At 64.3% G+C, this 25,759-nt stretch carries 23 protein-coding genes; 9 read left to right on the forward strand and 14 right to left on the reverse strand.

What is annotated here, in order from left to right; translation table 11 throughout:
* The 5 genes from HPQ62_RS14940 to HPQ62_RS14960 form a co-directional block, all read right to left on the reverse strand.
* Positions 1–1,362 (reverse strand): ABC transporter substrate-binding protein, encoded by a 1,362-nt coding sequence (locus HPQ62_RS14940; RefSeq protein WP_174803369.1) that lies wholly within the window; start codon positions 1,360–1,362, stop codon positions 1–3.
* Complete coding sequence (locus HPQ62_RS14945; protein WP_174803370.1) at positions 1,359–2,192, reverse strand: ABC transporter permease; 834 nt, start codon at positions 2,190–2,192, stop codon at positions 1,359–1,361. Before HPQ62_RS14945 ends, HPQ62_RS14940 begins: the two co-directional genes overlap by 4 nt.
* A 10-nt stretch (positions 2,193–2,202) precedes the next feature.
* The gene (locus HPQ62_RS14950; protein ID WP_174803371.1) at positions 2,203–3,213 is read right to left on the reverse strand and encodes an ABC transporter permease; all 1,011 of its coding nucleotides are present in this window, start codon (positions 3,211–3,213) and stop codon (positions 2,203–2,205) included.
* Positions 3,214–3,386: 173 nt separating this feature from the next.
* Positions 3,387–4,985 carry an ABC transporter substrate-binding protein gene (locus HPQ62_RS14955; protein ID WP_244629711.1) on the reverse strand — a complete coding sequence of 533 codons (1,599 nt, stop codon included), beginning with the start codon at positions 4,983–4,985 and terminating at the stop codon, positions 3,387–3,389.
* Between the two features lie 182 nt (positions 4,986–5,167).
* Complete coding sequence (locus HPQ62_RS14960) at positions 5,168–6,031, reverse strand: sulfurtransferase (protein ID WP_174803372.1); 864 nt, start codon at positions 6,029–6,031, stop codon at positions 5,168–5,170.
* A gap of 130 nt (positions 6,032–6,161) precedes the next feature.
* Between HPQ62_RS14960 and HPQ62_RS14965 the strand changes: the two genes are divergently transcribed.
* Genes HPQ62_RS14965 through HPQ62_RS14995 form a run of 7 tightly spaced genes read left to right on the forward strand, consistent with a single transcriptional unit; the run spans position 6,162 to position 13,598 of the window.
* Positions 6,162–7,955, forward strand: coding sequence for an ABC transporter ATP-binding protein (locus HPQ62_RS14965; protein ID WP_174803373.1), 1,794 nt, complete (start codon positions 6,162–6,164; stop codon positions 7,953–7,955).
* A gap of 20 nt (positions 7,956–7,975) precedes the next feature.
* Positions 7,976–8,641, forward strand: a complete 666-nt coding sequence (locus HPQ62_RS14970) for an aspartate/glutamate racemase family protein (protein WP_174803374.1) — start codon at positions 7,976–7,978, stop codon at positions 8,639–8,641.
* Between the two features lie 2 nt (positions 8,642–8,643).
* Positions 8,644–10,011, forward strand: a complete 1,368-nt coding sequence (locus HPQ62_RS14975; protein WP_174803375.1) for a dihydroorotase — start codon at positions 8,644–8,646, stop codon at positions 10,009–10,011.
* Between the two features lie 11 nt (positions 10,012–10,022).
* Positions 10,023–10,949, forward strand: coding sequence for a dihydrodipicolinate synthase family protein (locus HPQ62_RS14980; RefSeq protein ID WP_174803376.1), 927 nt, complete (start codon positions 10,023–10,025; stop codon positions 10,947–10,949).
* The gene (locus HPQ62_RS14985; protein WP_174803377.1) at positions 10,949–11,719 is read left to right on the forward strand and encodes an SDR family oxidoreductase; all 771 of its coding nucleotides are present in this window, start codon (positions 10,949–10,951) and stop codon (positions 11,717–11,719) included. Before HPQ62_RS14980 ends, HPQ62_RS14985 begins: the two co-directional genes overlap by 1 nt.
* Positions 11,719–12,864 (forward strand): MalY/PatB family protein, encoded by a 1,146-nt coding sequence (locus HPQ62_RS14990; RefSeq protein ID WP_174803378.1) that lies wholly within the window; start codon positions 11,719–11,721, stop codon positions 12,862–12,864. The genes HPQ62_RS14985 and HPQ62_RS14990 overlap by 1 nt, the downstream gene beginning before the upstream one ends.
* Positions 12,864–13,598, forward strand: coding sequence for a GntR family transcriptional regulator (locus HPQ62_RS14995; protein ID WP_244629712.1), 735 nt, complete (start codon positions 12,864–12,866; stop codon positions 13,596–13,598). The genes HPQ62_RS14990 and HPQ62_RS14995 overlap by 1 nt, the downstream gene beginning before the upstream one ends.
* Before the next feature lie 12 nt (positions 13,599–13,610).
* On the opposite strand, the gene HPQ62_RS15000 is transcribed toward HPQ62_RS14995, so the two are convergent.
* The 8 genes from HPQ62_RS15000 to HPQ62_RS15035 form a co-directional block, all read right to left on the reverse strand.
* On the reverse strand, positions 13,611–14,531 hold the full coding sequence (locus HPQ62_RS15000) for a LysR family transcriptional regulator (RefSeq protein WP_174803379.1): 921 nt from the start codon (positions 14,529–14,531) through the stop codon (positions 13,611–13,613).
* The gene (locus HPQ62_RS15005) at positions 14,528–15,196 is read right to left on the reverse strand and encodes an aspartate/glutamate racemase family protein (RefSeq protein WP_174803380.1); all 669 of its coding nucleotides are present in this window, start codon (positions 15,194–15,196) and stop codon (positions 14,528–14,530) included. The genes HPQ62_RS15000 and HPQ62_RS15005 overlap by 4 nt, the downstream gene beginning before the upstream one ends.
* Positions 15,197–15,208: 12 nt before the next feature.
* Complete coding sequence (locus tag HPQ62_RS15010; protein WP_174803381.1) at positions 15,209–16,135, reverse strand: N-carbamoyl-D-amino-acid hydrolase; 927 nt, start codon at positions 16,133–16,135, stop codon at positions 15,209–15,211.
* 26 nt (positions 16,136–16,161) lie between these two features.
* Positions 16,162–16,827, reverse strand: a complete 666-nt coding sequence (locus HPQ62_RS15015) for an amino acid ABC transporter permease (RefSeq protein WP_174803382.1) — start codon at positions 16,825–16,827, stop codon at positions 16,162–16,164.
* Between the two features lies 1 nt (position 16,828).
* Positions 16,829–17,503, reverse strand: coding sequence for an amino acid ABC transporter permease (locus HPQ62_RS15020; RefSeq protein ID WP_174803383.1), 675 nt, complete (start codon positions 17,501–17,503; stop codon positions 16,829–16,831).
* A 7-nt stretch (positions 17,504–17,510) separates the two neighbouring features.
* A complete protein-coding gene (locus HPQ62_RS15025; RefSeq protein WP_342343718.1) occupies positions 17,511–18,281 on the reverse strand; it encodes an amino acid ABC transporter ATP-binding protein in 771 nt (256 codons plus the stop codon).
* Between the two features lie 25 nt (positions 18,282–18,306).
* On the reverse strand, positions 18,307–19,149 hold the full coding sequence (locus HPQ62_RS15030; protein ID WP_174803384.1) for a transporter substrate-binding domain-containing protein: 843 nt from the start codon (positions 19,147–19,149) through the stop codon (positions 18,307–18,309).
* A gap of 257 nt (positions 19,150–19,406) precedes the next feature.
* The gene (locus HPQ62_RS15035; RefSeq protein WP_174803385.1) at positions 19,407–20,294 is read right to left on the reverse strand and encodes a LysR family transcriptional regulator; all 888 of its coding nucleotides are present in this window, start codon (positions 20,292–20,294) and stop codon (positions 19,407–19,409) included.
* Positions 20,295–20,401: 107 nt separating this feature from the next.
* Here HPQ62_RS15035 and HPQ62_RS15040 point away from each other — a divergent pair, with 107 nt between their 5' ends.
* A complete protein-coding gene (locus HPQ62_RS15040) occupies positions 20,402–21,967 on the forward strand; it encodes a proton-conducting transporter transmembrane domain-containing protein (RefSeq protein ID WP_174803386.1) in 1,566 nt (521 codons plus the stop codon).
* Between the two features lie 11 nt (positions 21,968–21,978).
* The gene (locus tag HPQ62_RS15045) at positions 21,979–24,357 is read left to right on the forward strand and encodes a YbcC family protein (protein WP_174803387.1); all 2,379 of its coding nucleotides are present in this window, start codon (positions 21,979–21,981) and stop codon (positions 24,355–24,357) included.
* 15 nt (positions 24,358–24,372) lie between these two features.
* Here HPQ62_RS15045 and HPQ62_RS15050 read toward each other — a convergent pair whose 3' ends face one another.
* Positions 24,373–25,659, reverse strand: coding sequence for an MFS transporter (locus HPQ62_RS15050; RefSeq protein ID WP_174803388.1), 1,287 nt, complete (start codon positions 25,657–25,659; stop codon positions 24,373–24,375).
* Positions 25,660–25,759 lie beyond the last annotated feature (100 nt).

Below are 25,759 nucleotides of genomic sequence, written 5' to 3' on the forward strand. Positions count from 1 at the left end.
TCAGGCGACGCGAAGATAGCCCTTGGGATCGAGGCTGAAGCCGTCGAGCCCTGCGGCATGCGCCATGCAGTCGATGGGGTGGAACAGATAGAGCCAGTGCGGGTGCGCGCCGAGATGGGCAAGCACGCGGGCATAGGCCTTTGCGCGGGCTTCGGTCGCGACCGTGCGACGTGCGGTTTCGAACAGCTGATCGGCCTCTTGATCCTCGACGCCCTGCCACCAGACGGCGCGGGAGCGCGACGAAATCTTGTCGTCCAACACCCGGAACGTGCTGTGGGGCGAGGAATCGAAGATCGCGAGATCGCCGGTCTTCTTGGCGCCGAGTTCGCGAGCATAGCCGGGACGGTCATGGGCCGTATCGATGGTGACCGCAAACCCGACGGCCTGAAGGCTTTTTGCGATGAAGGCAGCAATCTCCGGCGCGCGCTCGGGCATGTAGAGCGGGGTGCGCAGGGTAAGCGTCTTCGGCGCGGCGGAGGCGGCGACGAGGGCTGCGGCCCTTTCCGGGTCGAAGGGGATATCGGGCATTTGATCGGCCATGCCGTTGTGGAACGGGCTGACGATGGTTTTTGCCGGCACGCCAAGCCCGCCCATGACTTCGGACACCAGCTTCTCTCGGTCGAGCGCGAGATTTGCGGCGAGGCGAAGGCTGGGATCGGCAAAGGCCCCTTCCCTACCGTTCATATAGGCGATCACCGAAAGCGTGGTCGGCTGTTCATGCCAGACATGGCCGTCGAGGCTCCGCCGCGGCGTGTCAAGCCGCTCCAGATGGGTGGCGACGTCGATCTCGCCGGCGCTCAGCGCCTGAAGCCGCGCTTCGGCCTCCGGCATCGCGATCAGCCGCAGTTCCCGCCCGTCGCTGTGACGGACGGTCACGGATGCGCCGCGCTCGAAGGCAACGACCTGCCACGGCCCCGTGCCGATCGTCGCGGTTCCGTCGGGGGCGATCTTCGGCAGGTAGAATTCGGAAAGAATGTCCGGCAGGTCGGGAAAGGCGTCCGGCGTCGCGATCGAAAGCACGGCGCCTTCTGCGGTGATCTCGGCACCTTCCAGATAGCGGGCATAGGACCAGGGCATGCCGAACATGTCGCGGGCATCGCAGATCGCCACGATGAACCGCCTGGCGTCATCGGCCGTTACCGGCGCTCCGTCGTGATAGGCAGCGCCGTCACGCAGCGTCAGGGTCCAGCGGCATCCGTCGTCGGAGAGATGCCAGCGGTCGAACAGGCCCGGCCGGGCCGCGCCGTTTTCCCAGCGCAACATCGGCTCCAGCACCAGGTTCTTCAGCGTCAGGATGCTGGCATCGTCGGTGACGCGGTCGGGCGGCAGGAAATCGATCTTTTCGAGCGCGATCGTGATCATGCAGCACTCCTGCGGCGCGGATTGAACCAGTCGGCGAGGCTATCACCGATCAGGTTGAAGGAAAGCACCGTGATCAGGATCGCAAAGCCGGGCCCGAGCGCCGTCCAAGGGCTGGAGCGCACGAAGCTCAGATTGGCAGACACGTCAGCCCCCCATTCGGGCAGCGGCGGCTGGGCGCCGAGGCCGAGGAAGCCGAGCGCCGAGGTCTGCAGGATGGCGCTGCCGAAGGCGAGCGAGGCCTGCACCAGCAGCGGGCCGATCGAATTGACAAGAATGTAGCGGTTGAGGATGCGACCACGCGGAAGCCCCAGCGCATAAGCGGCCTCGACATAGAGCCTCGATGACACGCCGAGCGACTGCGCGCGGGCAACGCGGGCAAATTGCGGGGCGAGCGTGATCGCGACCGCGATCATGGCGTTCTGCAGGCTCGGGCCGAAGGCGGCGGCAAGCGCAATCGCCAGCACGAGGGCCGGAAACGACAGGATCGCGTCGACGATGCGCATGATCACGGTGTCGACGATGCCGCCGGCAAAACCGGCGACGAGGCCGAAGAACACGCCAACCATGAAGGCGGCGGCCACCACGAACACGCCGATCGCCAGCGTGTAACGCCCGCCATTCAAGACGCGGGACAGCATGTCGCGGCCGAAATTGTCGGTCCCGAGCCAATGGCTGAGCGATGGCGGCTGCAGTTTGTCGGCCATGTTGATGGCGAGCGGCGACGGCAGGAAGAAGGGGCCGATCAGGACGGCGAGCAGCAGGATGGCAAGCACGATCGTGCCGACGAGGGCGAGCGTGTTGTTGGCAAGGAAGCGTTTCAGGTCGCGCATCAGTGTCTCCTCAGCTCATCTTGCGGCGGACGCGCGGGTCGAGCACGGCATAGAGAATGTCGACGATCAGCGAGGTCAGCATGAACATCAGCGCGAACACCAGGGTTGCGCCCTGGATGACGGGGTAATCGCGGTTGCGGATCGCCTCGTACATGTAGCGCCCGATCCCCGGCCAGGAGAAGATCGTCTCGGTCAGGATCGCGCCGCCCAGCATTTCCGCGAATTTGAGGCCGACCACGGTGATCGCCGGCAGCAGCGAATTGCGCAGCGCGTGGTTATAGACGACATCATGGCGGCTCAGGCCCTTGGCGCGGGCGGTGCGCACGAAGTCCTCATCCATCACCTCCAGCATGGTCGAGCGCACAAAGCGGCCAAGCGTCGCCGCCAGGAACACCGCGAGGACGGTGGTCGGCAGCACCATGTGGGCGATGGCGCTTGCCACCGCGCCGGGCTCGCCCGACAGCCAGGCGTCGATGATCGAAAAGCCGGTGACCCGGTCGACGAAGAAATAGGGCGAGATGCGGCCAGACACCGGCAGCCAGCCAAGCCAGGTGGCAAATACCAGCTGCAGCAGCAGCGCCAGCAGGAAGGCCGGCATCGAAACGCCCGTCAGCGAAATGACGCGCACGGTGTGGTCGAAACCGGAATTGGCGCGGGTTGCGGTGACGACGCCGATCGGAATGCCGATCAGAATGGCGATCAGAACCGCGGTGATCGAGATTTCGAGCGTGGCCGGCAGGCGGATCAGGATCTCGCTCAGTACCGGCTGGCCGCTCTTCAGCGAATTGCCCATGTCGCCATGCAGGAGCCCGGTGAAATAGCTCCAGAATTGCACCAGCGCCGGCTGGTCGAGATCGAGCTGGGCGCGCAGCGCGGCGATCTGGCTTTCAGTGGCGCCAGGGCCGAGCAGGGTGACGGCCGGATCGCCCGGAATGAGGCGTACCAGCGAAAACACGATCACCAGGACCAGCAGCAGCACCGGTATCAGCGCCAGCAACCGCCGCACAAGAAATGCAAACATTCAATCACCTTGCGAAAGGAGACGGCCCGGCTGGGAGGGCACCGAGCCGTCCTGTGCTTTCGGGGCGACTGATGTCGCCGCCAAAAGCACATCTGGTAGAGTTTCGCCCCGGCCCGCCGCCCCTTTCGGGGAAGCGGGCCGGGGCCTGTCGCGAAAGCCCTTGAACGGGGCGCTTACTGCTTCGAGACGCCGAAATATTCGGTCAGCGGCGGAGCCGAGTTGATGACCAGGCCATCGACGTTCGAACGGGTGAACACGATCAGCTTCGGGCTGAACAGATAGGCCGCCGGAACCTCCTTCACGAGCTCTTCCTGGATTTCGCCATAAAGCGCCTTGCGGGCATCCATGTCGGGGTCCTGCTGCGCCTTGACGATCAGAGCGTCGAGCTCTTCATTCTCGGGCATGCGGAAGGTCATGGCCGAATTCTTCAGGCCGGAGAGATAGCCGATCGTGATGTGCGCATCCGGGTCGTTGTACCACGGCTGGCGGCCATCGAGCGCGATGTCCCAGTCACCGGCAACATGCAGTGCCCGGTAGGACGGGAATTCCGTCTGGGCGATCTCCGTATTGATGCCGACATCTGCGAGATTGGCCTGGACGAAGGTCGCGACATCGCCCCAGAGCGAGCCCTGGAAGGAGTAGAGCTTGAGGTTCAGGTCGCCTGGCTTGTAGCCGGCTTCCGCGAGCAGCTGTTTGGCAAGCTCGGGATCATAGCGAGGCGCAAGTTCCTCGACCTTGGGATCGAAGGCCCAGCTGTTGGAGGTGAGCGGACCGTAGACGCGCTCGGCCGTGCCGTCGAAGACGCCGGAGAGCAGACCGTCATAGTCGATCGCATGGGCGATCGCTTCGCGCACCTTGATATCGGCAACCGGCGAATCCGTCTTCGAGTTGTTGAACTCGAGCTGGCGGATGATCTGCGAGGGCTTCTCGATGATCGTGATGTCGGCGTTGTCGGCGAAAGCCTTCATCTCTTCGGAGGGAACGGCGGAAAGCTGGCTCTGCTGCTGGATGACGTCGATGCCGCCATTTTCCAGCTCCAGCCTGCGGGTCGAGGCCTCGGGAATGATCCGGTAGATCAGGCGCTTCAGCTTCGGCGCGCCACGGAAATAGTCCGGGTTGGCGTCGAGCACCACGCGGGTGTCCGGCTCATAGGCGCGGAATGCGAACGGGCCCGTGCCGACCGGATGGTTGGCAAAGTCGTCGCCGTATTTCTCGACTGCGGCGGGCGAGACGATCGCTGCCTGCGGCTGGGCGAGGATCGACATGAAGGCCGGATAGGGCTCGCTCAGCTGGATTACCACCTCGCTGTCGCTCGGCGTCTCGATGCTGTCGATCATGCCGAGGGAGGCTTCGACGTAAGGGTTCATTTCCTTGGTGCGTTCAAGCGAGAACTTCACCGACTCCGCGTTGAACGGCGTGCCATCCTGGAATGCCACGCCTTCCTGCAGGTCGAAGGTGAAGGTCTTGCCATCGTCGGAGATCGACCAGTCGTTGGCAAGCCGGCCTTCAAGCTCGGCAAAATCCGGTGCCTTCCAGGCAACCAGCGTGTCGAACACGTTGAGGATGATCTCGCTGCCGACCGGTTCGGCCTTGTTGATGCCGGGCTCAAGGCCGGCCGGATCGGATGGGACCGCAATCACGAGCGTTTCGCTCTCTTGCGCGGTGGCGGTAGTGGCGAAGCTGGCGACAGCACCGGCGGACACGATGGCGGCAAAGCCCATGGCCAATGCAGCACCTGACATCGCCCCGAAGGATCTGCGGGTCAGGTTCATACTGAACTCCTCTTGTTTTCGACCTGCCGGATTTTTCCGGTCGTCGCTATTTCAATACCCGTGATATTTCTTTTGCAATATCAAAAATCGATTCATGTGAAATGAAGCATCCAATTTCGTCAGAAAACATGTCACATGATTACCGTTTGTGCATCTGCACAAGGGCGCTGCACACACCTTGATCATCGCGGAAACGGTCCACGCTTCACCGGCCGGTCGCCTCGGCTGACATAGTGCGACCATGACCCCGGATACATCGCCGCCTCGACGCCGATGGCGGCAAGCGCCAGCACCTCGTGGGCTGCCGACATGCCCGCCCCGCAATAGACCCCGACCGGTTTTACGCCGTCGATGCCAAGGCCGGAGAACAGTTCCTTCAGCGTGGCGCTATCGGCAAACGGGCCGGGGTCGGTCAGCGTATCGAGCGTCGGCGCGCTGAGGGCGCCCGGTATATGTCCGCGCGCCGGATCGCCGCCGACCTCGGGGCCGCCGATATAGTTCGGCCGGATGCGGGCGTCGAGCAGGACGCCCTCTTCCGCAAGTCCCGCCGCCTGTTCGGCGTCGAACTGCGGCATATGGCCAGGTGAGAGCGAAATATCTGATTTTTCGGGAATAAACGGTTCATCCTCGGTCGGAAGTCCGGCGGAAATCCAGGCCGGCAGGCCGCCATCCAGCACGCGCACATCCGGCAGATCCGCCCATTTCAGCACCCACCACGCCCGCGCCGCAGTCATCGCCCGGTCGGCGTCGTAGATGATGATCGGGCGCTCGCATGTCAGCCCCCATGCCCTTGCCGCGACCTCCAGATCGGCGATTGCGGGGAGCGGACGATTGCCCGCCTCCGGGCTCGCCGGACCCTGGAAATCGCGATAGGCCTCTGCTTCCACCGCGCCCGGAATATAGACGCCGTTGCGCGAGTCGGCGCCGGTATAGGGGTTGGTGGACTGCACCACGATGATGTGCGGCGCGGCACCACTCTCTATCATCTCGAAAAGCGCCTGCGGCGTTACCAGCACCTTGCCGCGCGTCTCACTATCGATCCTCAATATCCGACCTCCATAATTTCGTTTTATAGATATATCACGAAGAACTTTATATTTGACAGAATGATTGCAATGCGGTGTAAATCGATGCAACAAAAAAGTCTCTCGCACTCCTCCATGGAAAATCGTCGCCATGACCGTTCTGTCCGTCCGCAACCTGACCACCGCCTTTTCGACCGCCGATGGCTGGCGCAATGTCGTGGACGGCGTGAGTTTTGACGTGGACGCGGGCGAAACCGTGGCCGTTGTCGGAGAATCAGGCTCGGGCAAGAGCGTCACCGCGCTCTCGGTGATGGGGCTGCTGCCCAAGCGCAAGGCGCGCGTTACCGGCGAAATTCACTTCAGGGGCCGTGATCTTCTCAAGCTTTCCGAAGAAGAGATGCAAAATGTGCGCGGCAATGAAGTCGCGATGATCTTCCAGGAACCGATGACGTCACTGAACCCGGTAATGTCTGTCGGCGCTCAGATTGCCGAGCCGCTGCGGCGGCATCGCGGCCTGCCGAAAGCGGAGGCGCGGAGGGAAGCGATCCGGCTGATGGACCGGGTGCGCATTCCGGCTGCCGCAAAGCGGGCCTCGGAATATCCGCATGAAATGTCGGGCGGCATGCTTCAGCGCGTGATGATCGCGACGGCACTTGCCTGCGCGCCGAAGCTGCTGATCGCCGACGAGCCGACCACAGCGCTCGACGTCACGATCCAGGCGCAGATCCTCGAGCTGATCAAGGAATTGCAGGACGAAGACCATATGGCGGTGATGTTCATCACCCACGACATGGGCGTCGTCGCCGAGATCGCGGAAAAGACGGTCGTCATGTACCGCTCCAAAATGCTGGAGACCGGCGCGACCGAAGACGTCTTCGCCCGACCGAAAACCGATTACACCCGCGACCTTCTGGCGGCAGCTCCCCGTCTCGGTGATCTCGGCGACAGTCCCGTCCCCCGCCCCTATCCGGGGCGAGACGGCATTCTGGCCGAACCGGTCGACACCGTCGACCACGCGGGTGCGCCGGTGCTTGAGGTCAAGAACCTCTGCGCGCGCTTCGACCTGCGAAAGGGCGTCCTCGGGCGGGTTCATGCCCGTGTCCACGCGGTGGAGAATGTCTCGTTCTCGCTGAAGAAGGGCGAGACGCTGGCGCTTGTCGGGGAATCGGGCTGCGGCAAGTCGACCACGGGTCGCGCCATTTTGCGGCTGACCAAGCCCGTCTCCGGAACGGTGACGCTTCACGGCCAGGATGTTTCGCACCTTTCGCGCAAGGGCCTGCTGAAGCTTCGCCAATCGATGCAGATGATCTTTCAGGACCCGTTCTCCAGCCTCAATCCGCGCATGCGGATCGGAGAGGCGATCGCGGAGCCGATGCTGGCCCATGGTCTCACCACGCCCGCCGAGGCGCGCACGAAGGTTGCCTCCCTTCTCGAGCAGGTCGGGTTGTCGCCGGATATGGCCACGCGCTGGCCGCATGAATTTTCCGGCGGACAGCGCCAGCGCATCGCGATCGCCCGCGCGCTCGGGCTCGATCCGAAGCTGATCATCGCGGACGAGTCCGTTTCCGCCCTCGATGTCACCATCAAGGCCCAGGTCGTGAACCTGATGATGCGGCTGCAGCAGGAGCTCGGGCTTTCCTATCTGTTCATCAGCCATGACATGGCCGTGGTCGAGCGCATCAGCCACCGGGTCGCCGTCATGCTGCTCGGCGAGATCGTCGAGATCGGCCCGCGCGCCGAGATCTTCGCCAATCCCGCCCACCCCTATACGCGCCGTCTGCTCTCCGCCGTGCCGGAACCCGATCCCGCGCGCCGGCTGATGCGGCGCAACATTCCGCTTCAGGAGCTGAAAAGCCCGATCTTCCCCGCCGACTTCATGCCGCCGCACCGCACCTATGACGCAGTCGGCCCCGATCATTTTGTCATGCGCCAAGAGGCCGCGTGAGCCGATAGAGTAACACCATCATGGCGCGTATTCTCGTTCTGAACCCCAACAGTTCCGAAAAGGTGACGGAGTCCATCCGTCGCTCCGTTGCAGGCCTTGCCGCGACCACCAACCACCAGCTCGTGTTCGAGCGCCTGCCGGAGGCACCGCTCGGCATCGAGAGCGATGCCGATGTCGCAGCCGTCGGCCCGATGGTGCGGGCGCGGGCGCTCATCGGCGATGCCGACGCCGTGGTCGTCGCCTGCTTTTCCGATCCGGGCGTCGATGCTACCCGCGCGGCGGTGACGGAAATCCCGGTGATCGGCGTTGCCGAGGCCGGTTATTACGCCGCACTCCAGTTCGGCCGGCGCTTCGGCGTCGTCTCGCTCGGCCCGTCTTCGATTGCCCGCCACGCGGTGCGGATCGAGGGGCTCGGCATCACCGCCCGGCTCGCCGGTGACCGTTCGGCGGATCTCACGGTCGAAGAATCAGGCGACGAGGGACTGTCGCGCGAAAAGGTCATCGAAACCGGCAAGGCGCTCGCGGGAAAGGATGGCGCCGATGTCATCGTGCTCGGCTGTGCCGGCATGGGCAACCAGCGCCCGTTCCTGCAGCAGGCGATCGGCGTACCGGTCATCGATCCGGTGCAGGCGGGCGTTGCCGCCGCCATCTCCGCTCTCAATCTCGAATATCTTGCAAAGGCTTAATTATGGACCTGCTACTGCGCGGAACCGTCATCACCCCGCTCGCCGCCATCGAGGGCGGCTGGATCGCCGTTCGTGACGGCAAGATCGCGGCGATCGGCGACAGCACGACGACCCCGCCGGAGGCGGCGGAAACCGTCGACTACGGTGACCGGCTGATCATGCCCGGCGTAATCGACGGCCAGACCCATGCCACCAGCGCCAAGGGCCTTGAGGGCATCGGCGATACCACCCGCTCGGCGATTGCCGGCGGCGTCACCACGCTGGTCGACATGCCGTTCGACAACCCAACCCCTCTGGACCGCCCCGAACGGCTCAAGGCCAAGGTCGACGCGATCGCCACCCACAGCCATGCCGATGTCGCGCTTTATGGAACGATTACCGCCGAGACCGGCACGGATCAGATCGATGCGCTGATCGACGGCGGCGTCGTTGCCTTCAAGATCTCCTCGTTCGAAAGCTCGCCGACGCGCTTTCCCCGCATCGATGCCGCGCTGATGCTCGACATCATGGAAAAGCTTGCGCCCACCAATCTTCCCATCGGCCTTCACAACGAGGATCAGGAGATCGTGCTGGAGCGGATGGCGCGCGCCCGCGCTGCCGGCGAAAACGGCATCAACGCCCACTCCACCGCCCGGCCCGTGGCGGCCGAGCTTGCAGCAACCGCCCAGTTCCTGGCGCTCGCGCAGGCAACCGGGGCGCATGCCCATCCGGTGCATCTGTCGAGCGGCGACGGGTTCTCGCAGGTCGGCGCCTTTGCCGATCTCGGCGTGCGCGCGACGGGGGAAACCTGCGTGCACTATCTCTGGTTCGATGCCGCCCGCGATGGCGAAAGGCTCGGCCCGCGCATGAAGGTCAACCCGCCGATCCGCCCCGGCGAGGTCGACAATCTCTGGGATGCGATCGTCGACGGGCTTGTCGCCTTCACCTCGTCGGACCATTCGAGCTGGCCGATCGACGGCAAGCTGACGGACTCGATCTTCGACGCCGGCGCCGGCGTGCCGGGGCTTGAAACCCTGCTGCCCGCCTTCTTCACCGCCGCGGAAGCGCGCGGGCTCGATGCCGCCATGCTCGCCGCCGAGCAGCTCTCGGAGCGTCCGGCCACCTTCTTCGGCCTTTCCGACCGCAAGGGCTCGATCCGGGTCGGCATGGATGCGGATTTCGCCATTCTGGAACAAGGCGCCTTCATCTGGGATGAGGCCAAGGCCCATGACGGGCTGAACTGGTCGCCCTTCCATGGCGACACCTTCACGGTCAAGGTCGCGGCCACGTATCTGCGCGGCGAACGGGGCTTTGACGGCAACACCATCACCGGCCGGCAGGGCTCGGGGCGCTATCTCGCCCGCGGCGCCGATTGCTGGTTCGGCAACTGAGGATAGGGAAAATGAGCCTTCTGACCAATGACGCCAAGGGCGTCTACGTGATCTCGGTCACGCCGTTTCACGAAAACGGCGCCGTCGATTTCGACAGCCTCGACCGCGTTACCGACTTCTACATTGAAAAGGGCGCGACCGGCATCACCGTGCTCGGCATGATGGGCGAGGCGCCGAAGCTGACGCAGGCGGAAGCCCGCGAAATCGTCGCGCGCGTGATCAAGCGTGCTGGCGATACGCCGGTTGTCGCCGGCGTCTCGGCCCCGGGCCTTGCCGCGATCTCCGAGCTTTCCGGGGCCGTGATGGATATGGGTGCTGCCGGCGTGATGATCGCCCCGCCCGGAAGCCTCCGGACCGACGAGCAGATCGCGACCTATTACAGCCAGGCCTGCGCCGCCGCAGGCGATGGCGTGCCTGTCGTGCTGCAGGATTTCCCGCTGTCGACGGGCGTGCAGATCTCCGTGCCGCTGATGGGCCGGATCATCGAGGAAAACGAGCAGATCGTCATGCTGAAGCATGAGGACTGGCCGGGCCTTGCCAAGATCTCGGCGCTGCGCGATGCCGAAGGCAAGGGCCGCCGCCGGATCTCGATCCTCTGCGGCAATGGCGGCGTGTTCCTGCCGGAAGAGATGGCGCGCGGCGCCAATGGCGCGATGACCGGCTTCGGCTATCCCGAAATGATGGCGGATGTGGTCGCGCTTGCCGACGCCGGCGACATGGACCGGGCACAGGATATCTTCGACGCCTATCTGCCGCTGGTGCGCTACGAGCAGCAGCCGGGCCTCGGCCTTGCCGTGCGCAAATATGCGCTCGCAAAGCGCGGCGCGATTGCCTCCGCCGCCCTGCGCAAGCCGGGCGCCGGACTGGCGCCGGCCGCGATTGCCGAGGTTGAACGCCTCATCGAAAGACAGACAAAAAGACTGAAGGAACTTGGCTGATGGACTTCAAACTTTCCGGAAAACGCGCGCTGGTGATCGGCGCAAGCCGTGGTCTTGGGGCCGCCTCCGCCGCCCTTCTCGCCGAAGAAGGTGCGACCGTGATCGCCGCCTCCCGCTCCGGCGCCCTGCCTCAGGGCCTTTCGCCCGAAATCGCCGCGCGGATCACCGCTGTTGCGCTCGATCTCGAAGACCCGCAGTCGGTTGCGGCTATGAAGGACCTGCTTGCCAAGGAGCCGGTCGATGTTCTCGTCAACAATTGCGGCGGTCCGAAAGCCGGACCCGCGCGCGGCCAGTCGGCTGCTGCCTGGCAGGCGGCCTTCGCCGCCATGGCAACGCCCGTGTTCGAACTCACGGATGCTGCCCTTGCCGGCATGAGCGACAAGGGCTGGGGCCGCGTCATCACCATCGGTTCATCGGGCATCGAGGTGCCGATCCCCAATCTGGCGCTGTCGAACGGCGTGCGTGGCGCCATGGCCGGCTGGTCGAAGACGCTTGCGGGCGAAGTCGCCGACAAGGGCATCACCGTCAACATGGTGCTGCCCGGCCGGATCGCGACCGACCGCGTGGCCGAACTCGACGCCGGCAAGGCCGCGAAGTCCGGCGAGAGCGTGGATGCCGTGCGCGAGGCCTCCCGCAAGACCATCCCTGCGGGCCGCTACGGCCGGCCGGAGGAGTTCGCCGCGATCGTCGCCTTCCTCGCCTCCGAACAGGCAAGCTTCATCACCGGTTCGATGATCCGTGCCGATGGCGGCATGATCCGGAGCCTTTGATGACCGCGATCGTCTCCGTCGACCGGCGCGGCAGCGATGCCAACAAATGGCGGGCCTTCGGGCCCGACGTCATCCCGCTGCCGGTCGCCGACATGGATTTCGCGGTCGCGCCCGAAATCATAGCCGCTATCGAAAAGCGCCTTGCCCATCCGGTGCTCGGTTATGGAGCCGCGACCGACAGCCTGCGCGAAACCCTGGTTTCAGCACTTGCGGCCGAATATGGCTGGCACATCGAGCCCGAATGGCTGGTGTTCCTGCCGGGCGTGGAGCCGGGCTTCAACATGGCGCTCAACGCCTTCACCGCGCCCGGCGACACGGTGATGCAGGAGTTTCCCGTCTACAAGCCTCTGCGCACGGCACCCGCGACGTGGGGGTTGAAGACCGCCGCCGTCTGGCAGAGCCCGTCCGATGACGGACGCTGGACGTCGGATCAAGCGGCCCTTGAAGAGGCGGCCGCGCGCTCGAAGCTCATGCTGCTCTGCAATCCGCAGAACCCGACCGGACGCGTTTATACACGTGACGAGCTGGCGTTCCGGGCCGAACTCTGCATCCGCAACGACATGGTGCTGGTGTCGGACGAGATCCATTGCGGCCTCACGCTTGATGGCCGGACGCATGTTCCGGTCGCATCGCTTTCGAAGGCGATCGAGGCGCGGACGATCACGCTGATGGCCGCGAGCAAGACCTGGAACATCGCCGGTCTGAAGGCAGCCTTTGCCGTGATTGCCGATGAGAAGCTCCGGACCGCGTTCATGGCTGCGAAAAAGGGCCTCGTCGACAGCGTCAACATTCTCGGGCTCGCCGCCATGGAGGCGGCTTACCGCGACGCCGGCGCATGGCGGAATGCCGTTCGCGCTGTGATTGCGGAGAACCGCGATCTTTTGCAGTCCTTCATGGCTGACAGGCTTCCGAAGGCGAAACTGTTGCCGGCGGAAGCGAGCTTTCTCGCTTGGATCGATCTTTCGGGTTATGAACTCGACAAACCAGCTCATGACTGGCTTCTGGAGCATGCCCGCATCGGCCTCAGCAGCGGGACGGATTTCGGCCCGGGCCTTGAGAACTGGGTCCGCCTGAATTTCGCATGTGCAAAAGAGACCCTTGCCGAAGCGCTTGCGCGTATGGCAAAGGCGCTGGAAGAGAGGTAATGGGGGTGGCAATGGCGCGCGGCAAGAGCGAGACGAAGGCGAGCGTTCGCAAGAACGGCACGCAGCAGGACAAATCGAGGTCGCTCACGGCGCAGGCCTATGAGCTTTTGCGCGCCGAAATCATCACCTGCCGGTTGCAACCGGGGGCGGAAATCGGCGAACAGGAGCTGGCCGAAAGGCTGGCGATGAGCAAGACGCCGGTGCGCGAGGCGTTGGCGCGTCTGACGCTCGAGGGTCTGGTCGAGGCCTTTCCCCGGCGCGGCTATCGGGTGACAGCGGTTACCGTGAAAAGCGTCAACGACGTGTTCACGGTGCGCAAGGCGCTTGAGGGCGTTGCCGGAGAGCTCGCCGCTGCCCGCCTCACCGAAGAGGAACTCGACCGGATCGAGGCGCTTTCGGACGCGCAGTATGTGCCGGACGAGGAGCCGACGATTGCGGCCTTCATCAAGGCCAACAATGATTTCCATGCCGCGATTGCCGAGGGGGCCCGGGTACCCCGGCTCGCCACGCTGATCGGCTCCTATCTCGAGGAATCCACGCGGCTCTTCCACATGGGCGCCACGATCCGCGACGTGAACCCGGAAACCTCCGCCGACCATGCCCGCATCGTCGCCGGGCTTCGCGCCCGTGACGGCGAGGCCACCCGCGAGGCGATCATCCAGCACACCGACAACACCCGAAAGGGCCTGCTCCGCGCCCTGATCGCGGATGATGAATCGCTGCTAGTTCTTTAAGGCCTGAGAAGCTCAAGAAGTCGTCGCGGCAACCTGGAAATCGGCGAGCGCCTGTTTCATTTCCGAGATGAAGGCATGCAGCAGCCGCGAGCGCGGCACGCCCTTGCGCGTGATCATCACGGCTGTGATCTCGATCGGCGGCAGGAAGGCGCGCACCGCAATATCAGGCTTGGCATGGAAGGCGGCGCTGAAGGGATCGATCACGGCAGCCCCGATCCCGGCGCCGACAAGAACGGCGGCGGTGGCGCAATAGCGCACTTCCACGCGGGGCTGATAGGGTGCGCCGTCGCGCTCGAAGGCCGCCCGGACCATCTGCCCCAGACGGGAATCGATTTCGAGACCGATGAAGCGATGGCCGGAAAGCGCTGCGGCGCTGACGGTCTGCCCGGGCGCTGACGCCTCCGGCAGGACTGCGACCATATGGGTCTTCGCAATCACCGAAACATTGACGGCAGGATGATCGTTGAGCGCGAGCGCCAGCCCGATATCGGCCGCCCCGGTCTGGACGGCGGCAATGACATGTTCCAGCCTGCGCACATCATAGGCGACCGAGACGCCCTCGCGATCCTTCAGAAACCGCTGCATGGCAAGCGGCGCCACCGTATGACCGAGCGGCGGCGTTGAAATGATCCGAAGGCGGCCCGACACACCCTGACGGATATCGCGCGCCCGCGCGCTGAAGCCCTTGACCAGACCGAAGACCGGCTTGATCTCCTCATGGAGGGTCATCGCCTCCTCGGTCGGCTGGAGCCTGCGATGAAGACGTTCGAAAAGGGTGACGCCGATATGGGTTTCAAGCTGGCGCAATCCGCTGGAAACGGCCGGCTGCGAAATTCCGAGCTCTTCCGCCGCTTCCACCGTCGAGCCGCAGCGCATCACCGCATCGAAGATCTCGAGCAGGCGGAGCGAGATATCGGGGGTCGCCTCCGTCATGCGTTTTCCGTCACCGCATAACCAAAGGCCATGGCGACGGCGGCCTGGGTGGGATCGATGACGGGCAGGCTTAGTTCGCCCTGGAGCCGCTTGCGATGACCCGACATGCCGGCGCAGCCGAGCACGATCGCGCCTGCCCCCATTGCCTTGAGCTTGGAGCCCGCCTTCTGGAGAAGGCCATAGCTTTCCTCCCCGTGTCCACTGTCTGCGACGCTGACGCTGCCTTCAAGCGCGACCTCGCCGGCAAGCCGGCCCTCGACGCCGAGACGGCGGAGCTGACGCAGATGCCGGGGGATCGAAAGCTCGCTCACCGCCACCACGCCGAAACTGTCTGCGACCGCAAGCGCCGAAAGCACGCCCGCATCCTGAATGCCGTAGACCGGCCGCTTCGTCAGGGATCGCGCGATATCGACGCCGGGCTGAGAATAGCAGGCGATCACGTAGGCCATGGCATCGGTGCGCTCCTCGATGACGCGGCCGACATTCAGCGCCGCCTCGTCCACCTCGCGCTGTGTTACCACGCCCGGCGGACCATGAGCAATCGTGAGGCATTCGACGGTCGGAGCGTCCGGGTGCATGAAGCCGGCAAGGGCCGCGCGCAGGCCCTCGGTCACGCGCTCGGAACTGTTGGGGTTGATCACGAGGATCGGGCCTGGCGATGTCATCGGCGTGGTTCCTCAGACCTCGACCTTCACGCCGGTCTGCGACGTGATCCGGCCGTAATGCTCGATGCGGCGGTGGCGGGCGAAGTCGAAGATCGTCGATTTGCCGAAGGCGCATTTTGAAAAGTCGCAGTCTGCGGTGATCAGCTCGTCGTCCTCGGTCTCGGCGCGCGCCAGGATGAAACCGTCCGGATCGACGATGATCGAACCGCCCATCAGCGGATGGCCATCCTCCATACCGGCCTTGGCGATGCCGGCGACGAAGGTCGCGTTCTGATAGGCCCCGGCCTGCAGCGACAACTCGGAATGGAACAGGCGCTTTTCCTTGCCCTCGGCGCTCATCTCCGCGTTCACGGCAGGCGTGTTGTAGCCAATCGTCACCAGTTCCACGCCCTGCAGGCCGAGGCAGCGATAGGTCTCCGGCCAGCGGCGGTCGTTGCAGATCGCCATGCCCATGATCACGCCCTCGTTGCGCCAGACATTGAAGCCGAGATCGCCGGGCTCGAAATAGCGCTTCTCGAGATGCTGGAAGCCGCGGTTCGGATCGTATTCGTCATGGCCCGGCAGGTGGATCTTGCGGTATTTGCCGACGATTTCGCCCTTGCGGTTGGTCAGGATCGAGGTGTTGAAATGGTGCCCGTCCGGCGTCAGCTCGGCATAGCCAAAGGTGATCGCGACGCCGAGATCGCGAGCGCGCTCGAACAGCGGCATGGTCGCGCCATTCGGCATTTCGCGCTCGAACCAGGTGTCGACCTCGTTCCAGTCGGGCATGTACCAGCGCGGGAAAAAGGTCGTCAGCGCGAGCTCGGGATAAACGACCAGCGTCGCGCCCTTCGAAGCCGCTTGTTCGAGAAGCGCAATCATGCGGGCGACAACCTGCTCGCGGCTGTCGGCTTTCTGGGTGGGACCGAGCTGGGCGCCGGCAATCGTCATCGTGGTCATGGGCATTTCCTTTGAGGCAAAAACGCTTACGTCGCCAGTTGTCGCTGGAAGCGGCTGACGAGCCGCACCAGCGGCCAGAGCAGGAGAAGGTAGATGAAGGCGGCAAGCACCAGCGGTGAGGCATTGTAGGTGATCGAGCGCGCCATGTTGGCGGCATAGAGAAGTTCCGCAAGCGAGACGACGGAGGCAAGCGACGTCAGCTTGATGACCTCGACAGTGTTCGACAGCAGCTCCGGCAGCACGTTGCGGACGGCCTGCGGCAGGATGACATAGGCGAGCGCCTGCGGCATGCCGAGCCCGGTGGAGGCCGCCGCCTCCCATTGGCCGCGCCCGATCGACAGGATGCCGGCGCGGTAGACCTCGCCGTAATAGGCCGAGTTGTTGAGCAGGAAGGCGACCGCGACGGCCGCAAACGGGCTGATCCGGATGCCGGCGAAGGGCAGTCCGGAATAGATGAAGATCAGCAGCACCAGCGGCGGCATGGCCCGGAAGATGTCGACGAACACCATGGTCGGGTATCTGAGCCAGCGGCGCGGGCTGGTAGCGCCGAGCGCGACGGCAAGTCCGCCGGCAAGGCCGAAGATCACCACGACGACGCAGAGCTTCAGCGTCATCACAAGCCCGGTCAGCAGCATCGGCAGCGCCTGCCGCATGATCTCGAAATTGAAGAACTGGTCGATGATTGCCTGCATCTCAGTTCGCCTTCCAATCCTGCAGGCCTTCCAGCCAGCGTGCGATGAAAACGACCGGCAGGAAGATCACCAGATAGGCAATCGCCGCAAGCGACAGGGGCGTGGCGCTGCCGGAAAAGGCCTGCGCCGATTGTGCCGCCGACAGGATTTCCGAAACGCCAATCACCGAGCCGAGCGCGGTCATCTTTGTGATCGCCAGCACCCGGTTGACGAGCGGCGGGGTTGCCAGACGCACGGCCTGCGGCAGCGCCACATGGATCAGCGTCTGGGTGAAGCCGAGGCCGGTCGCGGTTCCGGCTTCCCACTGGCCTTTGCCGATCGAGGCAAAGCCCGCCCAGAAAAGCTCCTCGGCGAAGGCGGCCAGCGTGAGCGCCAGCACGATGAACAGCACCATCGGGCCGGAGAGCCGTATCCCCGCAGACGGCAGACCGAAATACATCAGCAGGATGACGACGAGCGGCGGGAGCGCCCGGAAGATATCGGCAAAGCAGATGATCGCGACATTGAGCGGCCGGTGTCCATAGGTCCTGAGGCAGGCAAGCAGGAGACCGCCGAGGACGCCGGCGACGATGACGGCGCCTGCCACCGTGAGCGTGACCCAGACGCCGGCAATGACATCCGGCGCATAGGTCCGCATCATGTCCGGATTGAAGAAGGTGTTCAGAAACCTGTCCATGGCGGGCCTAATGCGATACGCGCGAAAGGAAGGCCTTGGTGCGCTCCATCTTGGGCGCGCCGAAGATTTCCTCGGGCGTTCCCTCCTCGACGATCACCCCGCCATCCATGAACACCACCCTGTCGGCTGTCTCGCGAGCAAAGCCCATCTCGTGGCTGACGACCAGCATGGTCATGCCCTTGGATTTCAGGTCCTTCATCACGGCGAGCACCGAGCCGACAAGCTCGGGATCGAGGGCTGAGGTAGGCTCGTCGAACAGCATCACCTTGGGATCGAGCGCCAGCGCACGGGCAATCGCCACGCGCTGCTGCTGGCCGCCGGAAAGCTCGGCCGGATAGGCATCGGCCTTGTGGGCAAGGCCCACCTGATCCAGCATTTCGAGCGCGCGGGCCCGCGCTTCCTCATCCGTGCGCTTCAGCGCCTTTCTCTGCGCCAGCGTGACGTTTCGGATCACCGACATGTGCGGATAGAGGTGGAACCCCTGAAACACCATGCCCACCTGCAGGCGCATGCGTTTCAGGTCGTTGCGGGTGCCGGACATGATGTTGCGGCCGGCAATGATGATGTCGCCGCCGGTCGGCTCCTCGAGCCGGTTGCAGCATCTAAGCATCGTGCTCTTGCCGGACCCGGACGGCCCGATCACGAACACCAACTCGCCCTTTTCGACCTTGAGGTCAATCTTGCGCAGAACCTCTGTTTCGGCAAAGCGCTTCTCGAGCGCGACGATTTCCAGCATGTCGTGACCAGTCTCTTGCAGCGCAGCCGGGAAGCGGGCCATGCGGCCCTCCCCGGCGGCATTCACATCAGAAATCGCAGGAGGGCGTGTGGTCGTCGTCCACATAGCCGTCGAAGCCCGGAACGCCGTAGCCCTTGGTCGGGGTCACGATCGTGGTGCCTTCCTTCGGGGTGACGCCGAACCACTTTTCCGAAAGCGCCGCCATCGAGCCGTCGATCTTCAGGCATTCGATCGCCTTGTCGACGGTGTTTCTGCCCTCGACATCATCCTTGCGGAAGGCAAGCCCCCAGACCAGACCGGTCGGATATTCATAGGAAATCTTGACCTGCGGGTTCTTCTTGGCCGCCCAGGCGACGACGGTCGCGCCGGCAAGATTGGCATCGGCGCGCCCGGCAACGACGGCTGCAACGGCATCGGTATTGGTGCCGTAGCTCTCCACCGTCCAGCCATATTCGTCCGCACGATCCTTCAGGAAGCTCTCATAGTTGGAGCCCTTGTTGACCGCGATCGTCTTACCCTTGAAATCTTCGAGGCTGGTGTAGTCGGGGGCGCCTTCAGGGACCAGGAAACCGAAATTGGTGTCCATGAAGCCTTCGGTGAAGAGCATGTTGGCAGAACGCTCCTCGGTGACGGTAATCGGCGCCGCGAGGAAATCATATGTACCGGCCTGAAGCGCCGGGATAAGTCCGGAAAACTGTGCAGCCGTCAGCTCCACAGGCTTGCCCAGCCGCTCGCCGATCAGACTTGCGAGATCGACGTTGAAACCCTCGACCTTGCCGTCGAGCGTCGGCATGGCGTGTGGCGCGAAGGTGCCGTCGAGAGCTGTATTGATGGTGTCCTGTGCCTGCGCTGCCGAAACGGCAAGCAGCATCGACAATCCGGCAAGGCCGGACCTGGCGTGAAATCTCATAGTGTTCTCCTACTGGAAGTGCCGTTTTCGGCTTGTTGTCAGGAGATGATTTCATGCGCTTGGTTGCGCCGCAACATAAATTGTAATTCTGTATCGAATTGAATTATTCGTTTTTCTTATACGAAACCTGCGGCGAGCGCGGCTTTCTGACCGGACTTGCGAGGCGGCTTTCAGTAGTGCCGTTCGATCGAACAGCCATCAAGTTTCCAGACACCATCTCGAAAAGTGGTGCACTCTCGCTGCGCTGCGACAACCTGTCATGTTGAAGCGCTGCGGGTCTCATAGGCGCCAAGAAGCTCCGCAACCAGCGGGTTGGGGAAACGCCGATGCAGGGTGATGGCGAAGAACTCCTCCTTGAGCCCGGCAAGGGTGCCCAGCTCGATAAGGCGGCCCGAGGCGAGTTCGTCTCTCACCACAATCGGCGGGATGACCGCAAGACCGGCATTGGCGCGCGCCAGCAGGCGCAGCATCGCCATGTCGTCGGCTTCCGCTGCAATTCTCGGGGAAATGCCGAGTTGCACCACCATCGCATCGAAGGACGCCCGAAGCGCCGATTCCGGCGTCGGCAGGATCAGGGGCTCGGCAGACAGAAGCTCCGGCAGCGGCCGCCCGACCAGTCCGGCGGCTGCCGGAGGGCCGATCAGACTGACCGGCTGCTCCGACAAGGCATGCACCAGATAGGGGCTGGAGGCATCGCGCGCGGGCACAAGGTTGGTCAGCACCACATCGATCGACAGCGCCTCAAGGGCCCGCAGCAGTTCAGGCTGGGCCCCGGATCTGAGCACCGCCTCCACATCGGCGCGTCCGATCAGGGGTTCGATGAAACCGATCTGGAAGTTTCGGGACAAGGTCGCGAGCGCGCCGACGCGCAGGGCCCTGCGCGCCGTGCCCGCATTCCTGAGCGTTGCCGCCAGATCGTCCGCCGTTCGGAAGATCGCTTCGGCATGATCAAGCGCGATACGGCCGGCTTCGGTCAGCACCAGGCCCCGGCCGCGCCGCTCGAACAGGTCATGCCCGAGAGATGCTTCGAGCGTCTTGATCTGGGATGAAAGCGCGGATTGCGAGAGGTTGAGCGCGCGGGCAGCGCCGGTGAGCGTGCCATCCCGTGCAACGGCCCTGAACAGACGCAGATGGTGGAGGTTCAATCGGCTTCACTTCCATAAAACAGAACGATTTCTAATTATATATGTAATTTTTTCAATGAAAGCGAGGCGCTATATCCACGGCACATTCAATCGACCGTGAGGTTTCCATGTCGCATCTCGTTCCCTCGCCACTGCTGGCCCCGATCGTGCTGCTTGCCGCTGCCGCCCTCTCGATCGCGCGTCCCGGCCGCCGCCCGGGCCGATATCCTGTGATCGCCGAGGCAAGTGCGCTTGCTGCGATCGCGGTCGCCCTGGCTGGCCTGGGACAATTGCTGGTCCTCGGCCCGTCGACGGCAAGCCTCTTGAAAGGCCCTTTCATGCTCGCAATCCGGCTCGACCCGGTCAGCATCACGATGACCCTGCTCGTGGCATTCATCGGCTGGGTCGTCATGCGCTACGCCCGCTCCTACCTCGACGGCGAAGCGCGGGAAGGCAGGTTTCACGGTTTGATGCTGGCGGCTCTCGCCGCCGTCCAGATCGTCGTCCAGTCGGGCAGCCTGACGCTCCTTCTGCTCGGCTTCATCGCGATCGGCATATGCCTGCGGCAGCTCCTGCTGTTTTATCCGGAACGTCCGGCTGCAAGGCGGGCTGCAACGAAATTCATGCTCGTCTGGCATGCCGGCGACATTGCGCTGTTTGGCGCGACCGGCCTGTTCTTCGCAAGCACCGGCACGGTCGAACTCGGCGCATTGTTTCAGACCGTCGGGCCGCACCTCTCCCTCGTCCAGCATCTGGCCGTCGGCCTGCTGGTGCTGGCGGCAGCCCTGAAGGCGGCAACCTTCCCGCTGCATGGCTGGCTGACGGAGGTGATGGAAGCGCCGACGCCGGTTTCCGCACTGCTGCACGCCGGCATCATCAATGCGGGCGGCTTCCTGCTGATCCGGACGGCAGACCTCGTGCAGGCAAGCCCTGGCGCAATGGGCGTGCTCGTTGCCCTTGGCGGGCTGACCGCGCTCTTCGGCGCTGTGGTGATGCTGACGCAAAGCGCGGTCAAGACGGCGCTCGCCTGGTCCACGATCGCGCAGATGGGTTTCATGCTGCTGCAATGCGGTCTCGGCCTGTGGCCGCTGGCCCTTCTCCATATCGTTGCCCATTCGCTCTACAAGGCGCATGCCTTTCTGTCTTCGGGCGGTGCTGTGGCGGCGGTCGTCAATCTTCGCCGTCCGGGTCCGATCGCCATTCCAAGCGTTGCAAACGTCCTGCGTTCCTTCGCAATCGCGCTCGTTCTCTACGCTGTCGTATCGGTAGTATTCTCGCTGGCGGCAGGTCCGAAATCGCCGCAGGCGCTCGCCATCGGCGCAATGCTGATCTTCGGCGTCGCCTATCTGGTGGCGCAGGGGCTCGCCGATGCCGCCCCCGCCGAACTGACCAGACGGACATCGGTCTCGGCGCTCTTCGTCGCGCTCGCCTATTTCACCTTCCAGCAGGTCGCCAAGCTGCTGTGGGGCGCGAGCCTGCCGCACACGCCCGTTGCGGGTCCGCTCGAATGGGCGCTGATCGTGCTCGCAGTGGCGTCCTTCGGCCTCGTCGCCTTTGCGCAGGCGCTGTTCCCGCTGTGGGCCCATCACCCGTCCACTGCGGGGCTCCGCGTCCATATCGCAAACGGTCTCTATCTCAATGCACTGCTCGACCGGGCCATCGGCGGCTACCGGCTGGCGAAATCCAGATCATGAGAGGAATTCAGATGTTCATCGATGAAGGTCACTTCGCGACGCTCGAGGCCCCCGATATCCTCGATGCGGCCCGGAAAGCGATCAGAGCCGTGCCGCCTGCCTTTCCGCTCGACGCCACGGTTGCCGTCAATCCGTTCCTGGGCCAGACGGGCGAGGATTTCGCTTCTGCTTCCGCGCGCCTTTCGAGGTGCGCAGGCGTACGTCTCTCCCGTTCGCGGCATCATTACCAGTCCGCCATCGCCAGCGGTCAGATCACCGAGCGAGACCTCGCAGCAGCCCTTTCGGCAAGCCCTGCCGCAAGCAGGCCCGCCAGTGTCGCGCATCTGAAGGCGATCGCCGGCCAGGAGCGGCCGCTCTGCGAACCCGTTCCGACGATCGCCGATCTTGCCGCCGGATTCTCCGGCATAGACTGGCCTTCGATCATCGAAAAGACGATCGGTCTTTGGGCGGCCGGCTATTTCGACCGCGGACAGGCGCTGTGGTCGCCTGCGCCCGATCAGGCTGCTTTCGCCGCCTGGCGGGTATGGGCAAGTCGCGATCTGACGCCGGAAATTGCGGGGCTCTCCGGCTTCTGCTCCAATGTGTCCTCCGCGCCGGACCGGCCGGAAAAGGCCATCCTGAAGGCAGCCGACCGGCTTGGGATCACCGCAGAGGCGGCCCCGTCCCTGTTTCACAGGCTTGTCATGGATCTTGGCGGCTGGGCACAGCATGCCCGCTGGATGCTGTGGCGCGCCGAGCAGAATGGCGCATCGGACGACACGCTCGGCGACCTTCTCGCCATTCGGCTGATCTGGGAAGAAGCGCTGCTCAACCGGTATCCGGACCTCACGGAAACATGGCAGGAAACGCTTTCGCTTCATGCCGCCCCGGTGGCCCCCTCATCAGATGACGTGGCAGACGAGATCCTGCAGGACGCAGGCGAGCGCGCTTACCTTCGGGCGCTCTCCGAAAGCCTCGCCGGTGCGGAACATGAAGGCGAACACCGTCCCTCCCTGCAGGCCGCCTTCTGCATAGACGTGCGCTCGGAAGTGTTCCGGCGCGCGCTGGAAAACCAGAGCCCGGACATCGAGACGCTCGGCTTTGCGGGCTTCTTCGGTCTGCCTGTGGCGCACCGGGAGCATGGCTCGGATATGACCGAAAACCATCTGCCTGTCCTGCTGAAGCCTGCGCTCCACTCGAACGGCCTCGGCACACCCGAAAGCGAAAACAAGACCCGCATCAAGGCGCGGTCGATCAGGGCGCTCGGACGGTTCCGTCAGGCGGCCGTCTCATCCTTTGCCTATGTGGAGGCAGCCGGACTGTTTTATGCCGTCAAGCTGATGAAGGACACGCTCGGCCTTGGCCGCACATGCGCGACATGCCATTCGGCGCCGAAGCTCGACCCGGCGCTTGGCGCGGAAGCAAAAGCCGCAACGGCCGCCCAGGTCCTGAAGGCGATGAGCCTGACGCACGGCCACGCAAGGGCGGTCCTGCTCGTCGGCCATGGCGCCAATATCACCAACAATCCGCATCAGAGCGCCTATCATTGCGGGGCCTGCGGCGGCTATTCGGGAGAGGTCTCAGCACGACTGCTGGCAAGCCTGCTGAATGACGGGCAAGCCCGCGCCGGCCTTGCCGGGCACGGCATCGATCTGGCCGAAGACACCCGATTCATCGCCGCCCTGCACGATACCACAACCGACGAGGTCACGCTGTTTGACGAGGATTTCCCGCACGACAAGGCTGAGATCGATCGCATACGGCAATGGCTGAAGAGGGCGGGTGCCCAAGCGCGCGCCGAAAGGGCTATCCGGCTGCCGGGTGTGCGCGCGCAATCGATCGCGGCGCGGGCCGCCAGCTGGTCGGAAATCCGGCCCGAATGGGGGCTTGCCGGATGCGCGACATTCATTGCCGCGCCCCGCACCCTGACGGCCGGGGCGAGCCTTGACGGCCGCGCCTTTCTGCACAGCTATGACTGGCGGGCGGATGACGGCTTCAGGACGCTGGAGCTGATATTGACGGCCCCGGTCGTCGTCGCGAGCTGGATCAGCCTGCAATATTTCGGTTCGACGGTTGCACCGGAGGTCTTCGGCGGCGGCAACAAGCTCATCCACAACGTGGTCGGCGGCATCGGCGTTGTCGAGGGCAATGGCGGCCGCCTGCGCCCCGGCCTGCCCTGGCAGTCGGTCAATGACGGCGAGACCCTGGCGCACACGCCGCTCAGGCTGTCGGTGCTGATCGAAGCGCCCGAGGACGCGATCTCCCGCGTCCTCGATGCCCACCCTGACGTCAGGGCGCTGTTCGACAATCGCTGGCTCCATCTGCTGGCGCTGGAGAACGGTCAGATCGCAGGTCGCTATCAGAAAGGTGGGATCTGGAGGCGGGAAGGGCCTGCCGCACTGGCGGCCTGAACTCTGCCGCCCCGATCATGCATTCCGGTTGAGACAGGGGGTTCGATCCTGTTCCGTGCGGTCTGTTTCCGCCTGGTCCACCGCCCAGGCGCTGGCGGCCTCGACGGCAACCGGCGTCGCGGTCGGCGTCACGCCGAGATAGCTGTCCGTCTGGCTTGCCGGAATGCCGGGGCGCTGCGTCATGCGATAAAGCGCGTAAAGGGCGATGAGCGCGAATGTCGTGCCGAGCACCAGCCAGAAGAAAAACGGCCCTCCCCATTGCATGGCCCAGCCAGTCACCAGCGGGCCGGCGATCGCGCCAAGCCCAAAGGTAAAGACCAGACCGCCCGACGCCGCCGGCATGTCTTCCGGCGACAGGAAATCATTGGTGTAGGCAAGAAACAAAGCATAAAGCGGCGTCGTCATGCCGCCGGCAACAAAGGCCGCGGCCATCAGCGCCCACAATCCGCCCCCGGCCAGAAAGCCGCAAATACATGCCACAGCCCCGACCAGCGAGGCTGCGAAGATCAGCTTGCGCCGGTCGATGCGATCCGAGATCCAGCCGATCGGATACTGAAAGGCAAGCGCACCGGCAAACAGCATCGCCACCAGCAGGGAGATCTGATCCGCCGTCATGCCGATGAGCGTGCCGAACACGGCCCCCATGCCGGATTGCGTCGCATAGGCACTGCCGAGGAAGAAGATGCCGATCGTGCCGAGCGGCGACTGGCGATAGAGTTCCCGCAAGGCCATTGGCCGCGTAACCTCGGTCCGCGGCGCCTGGCCGACGGTCAGGAGCACCGGCGCGAACGAAATCGAGACGAGGATCGACGCGCCAATGAACAGCACCGAGGTCTGCGCATCGTCAAGCGTCAGCAGCCCCTGTGCCCCGATAATGCCGAGTGTCTGGGCGATCATGTAAGCGGACAGCACCTTGCCGCGCGTCTCGTTGGTCGAGGCGTCGTTGAGCCAGCTTTCCGCCGTGACATAGATGCCCGACATGCAGAAGCCGATGAGAACGCGCAAAAGCGTCCATGCCCATGGCTCTACGATCAGGGGAAGTGTGATCAGGGCCGCCGACATGAAGCTGCCAAGGGCCGCAAACACGCGCACATGGCCGACATTGCGGATCAGAACCGGGGTGTAGCGGGCACCGGACAGGAAGCCGACGAAATAGCCGGATGTCACGATTGCAAGCGAGGCGGCCGAAAACCCCTCGAGACCGCCCCGCAGGCCGATCAGGGTAAACTGCATGCCGTTGCCGAGCATGATCAGCACGATGCCGACCAGCAGAGCCCAGATGCCGGAAAAGACCTTGAACATGGGCGCCCCCGATAGTCGACCCGCCACATGCGCCCGACTTCGTCGATCTTTGCATATCGGCGCCATGGCGGGTGTTCTGATTGCGCAAGACAATGGCGGA

Source organism: Martelella limonii, from assembly GCF_013344475.1.
Lineage (GTDB): Bacteria > Pseudomonadota > Alphaproteobacteria > Rhizobiales > Rhizobiaceae > Martelella > Martelella limonii.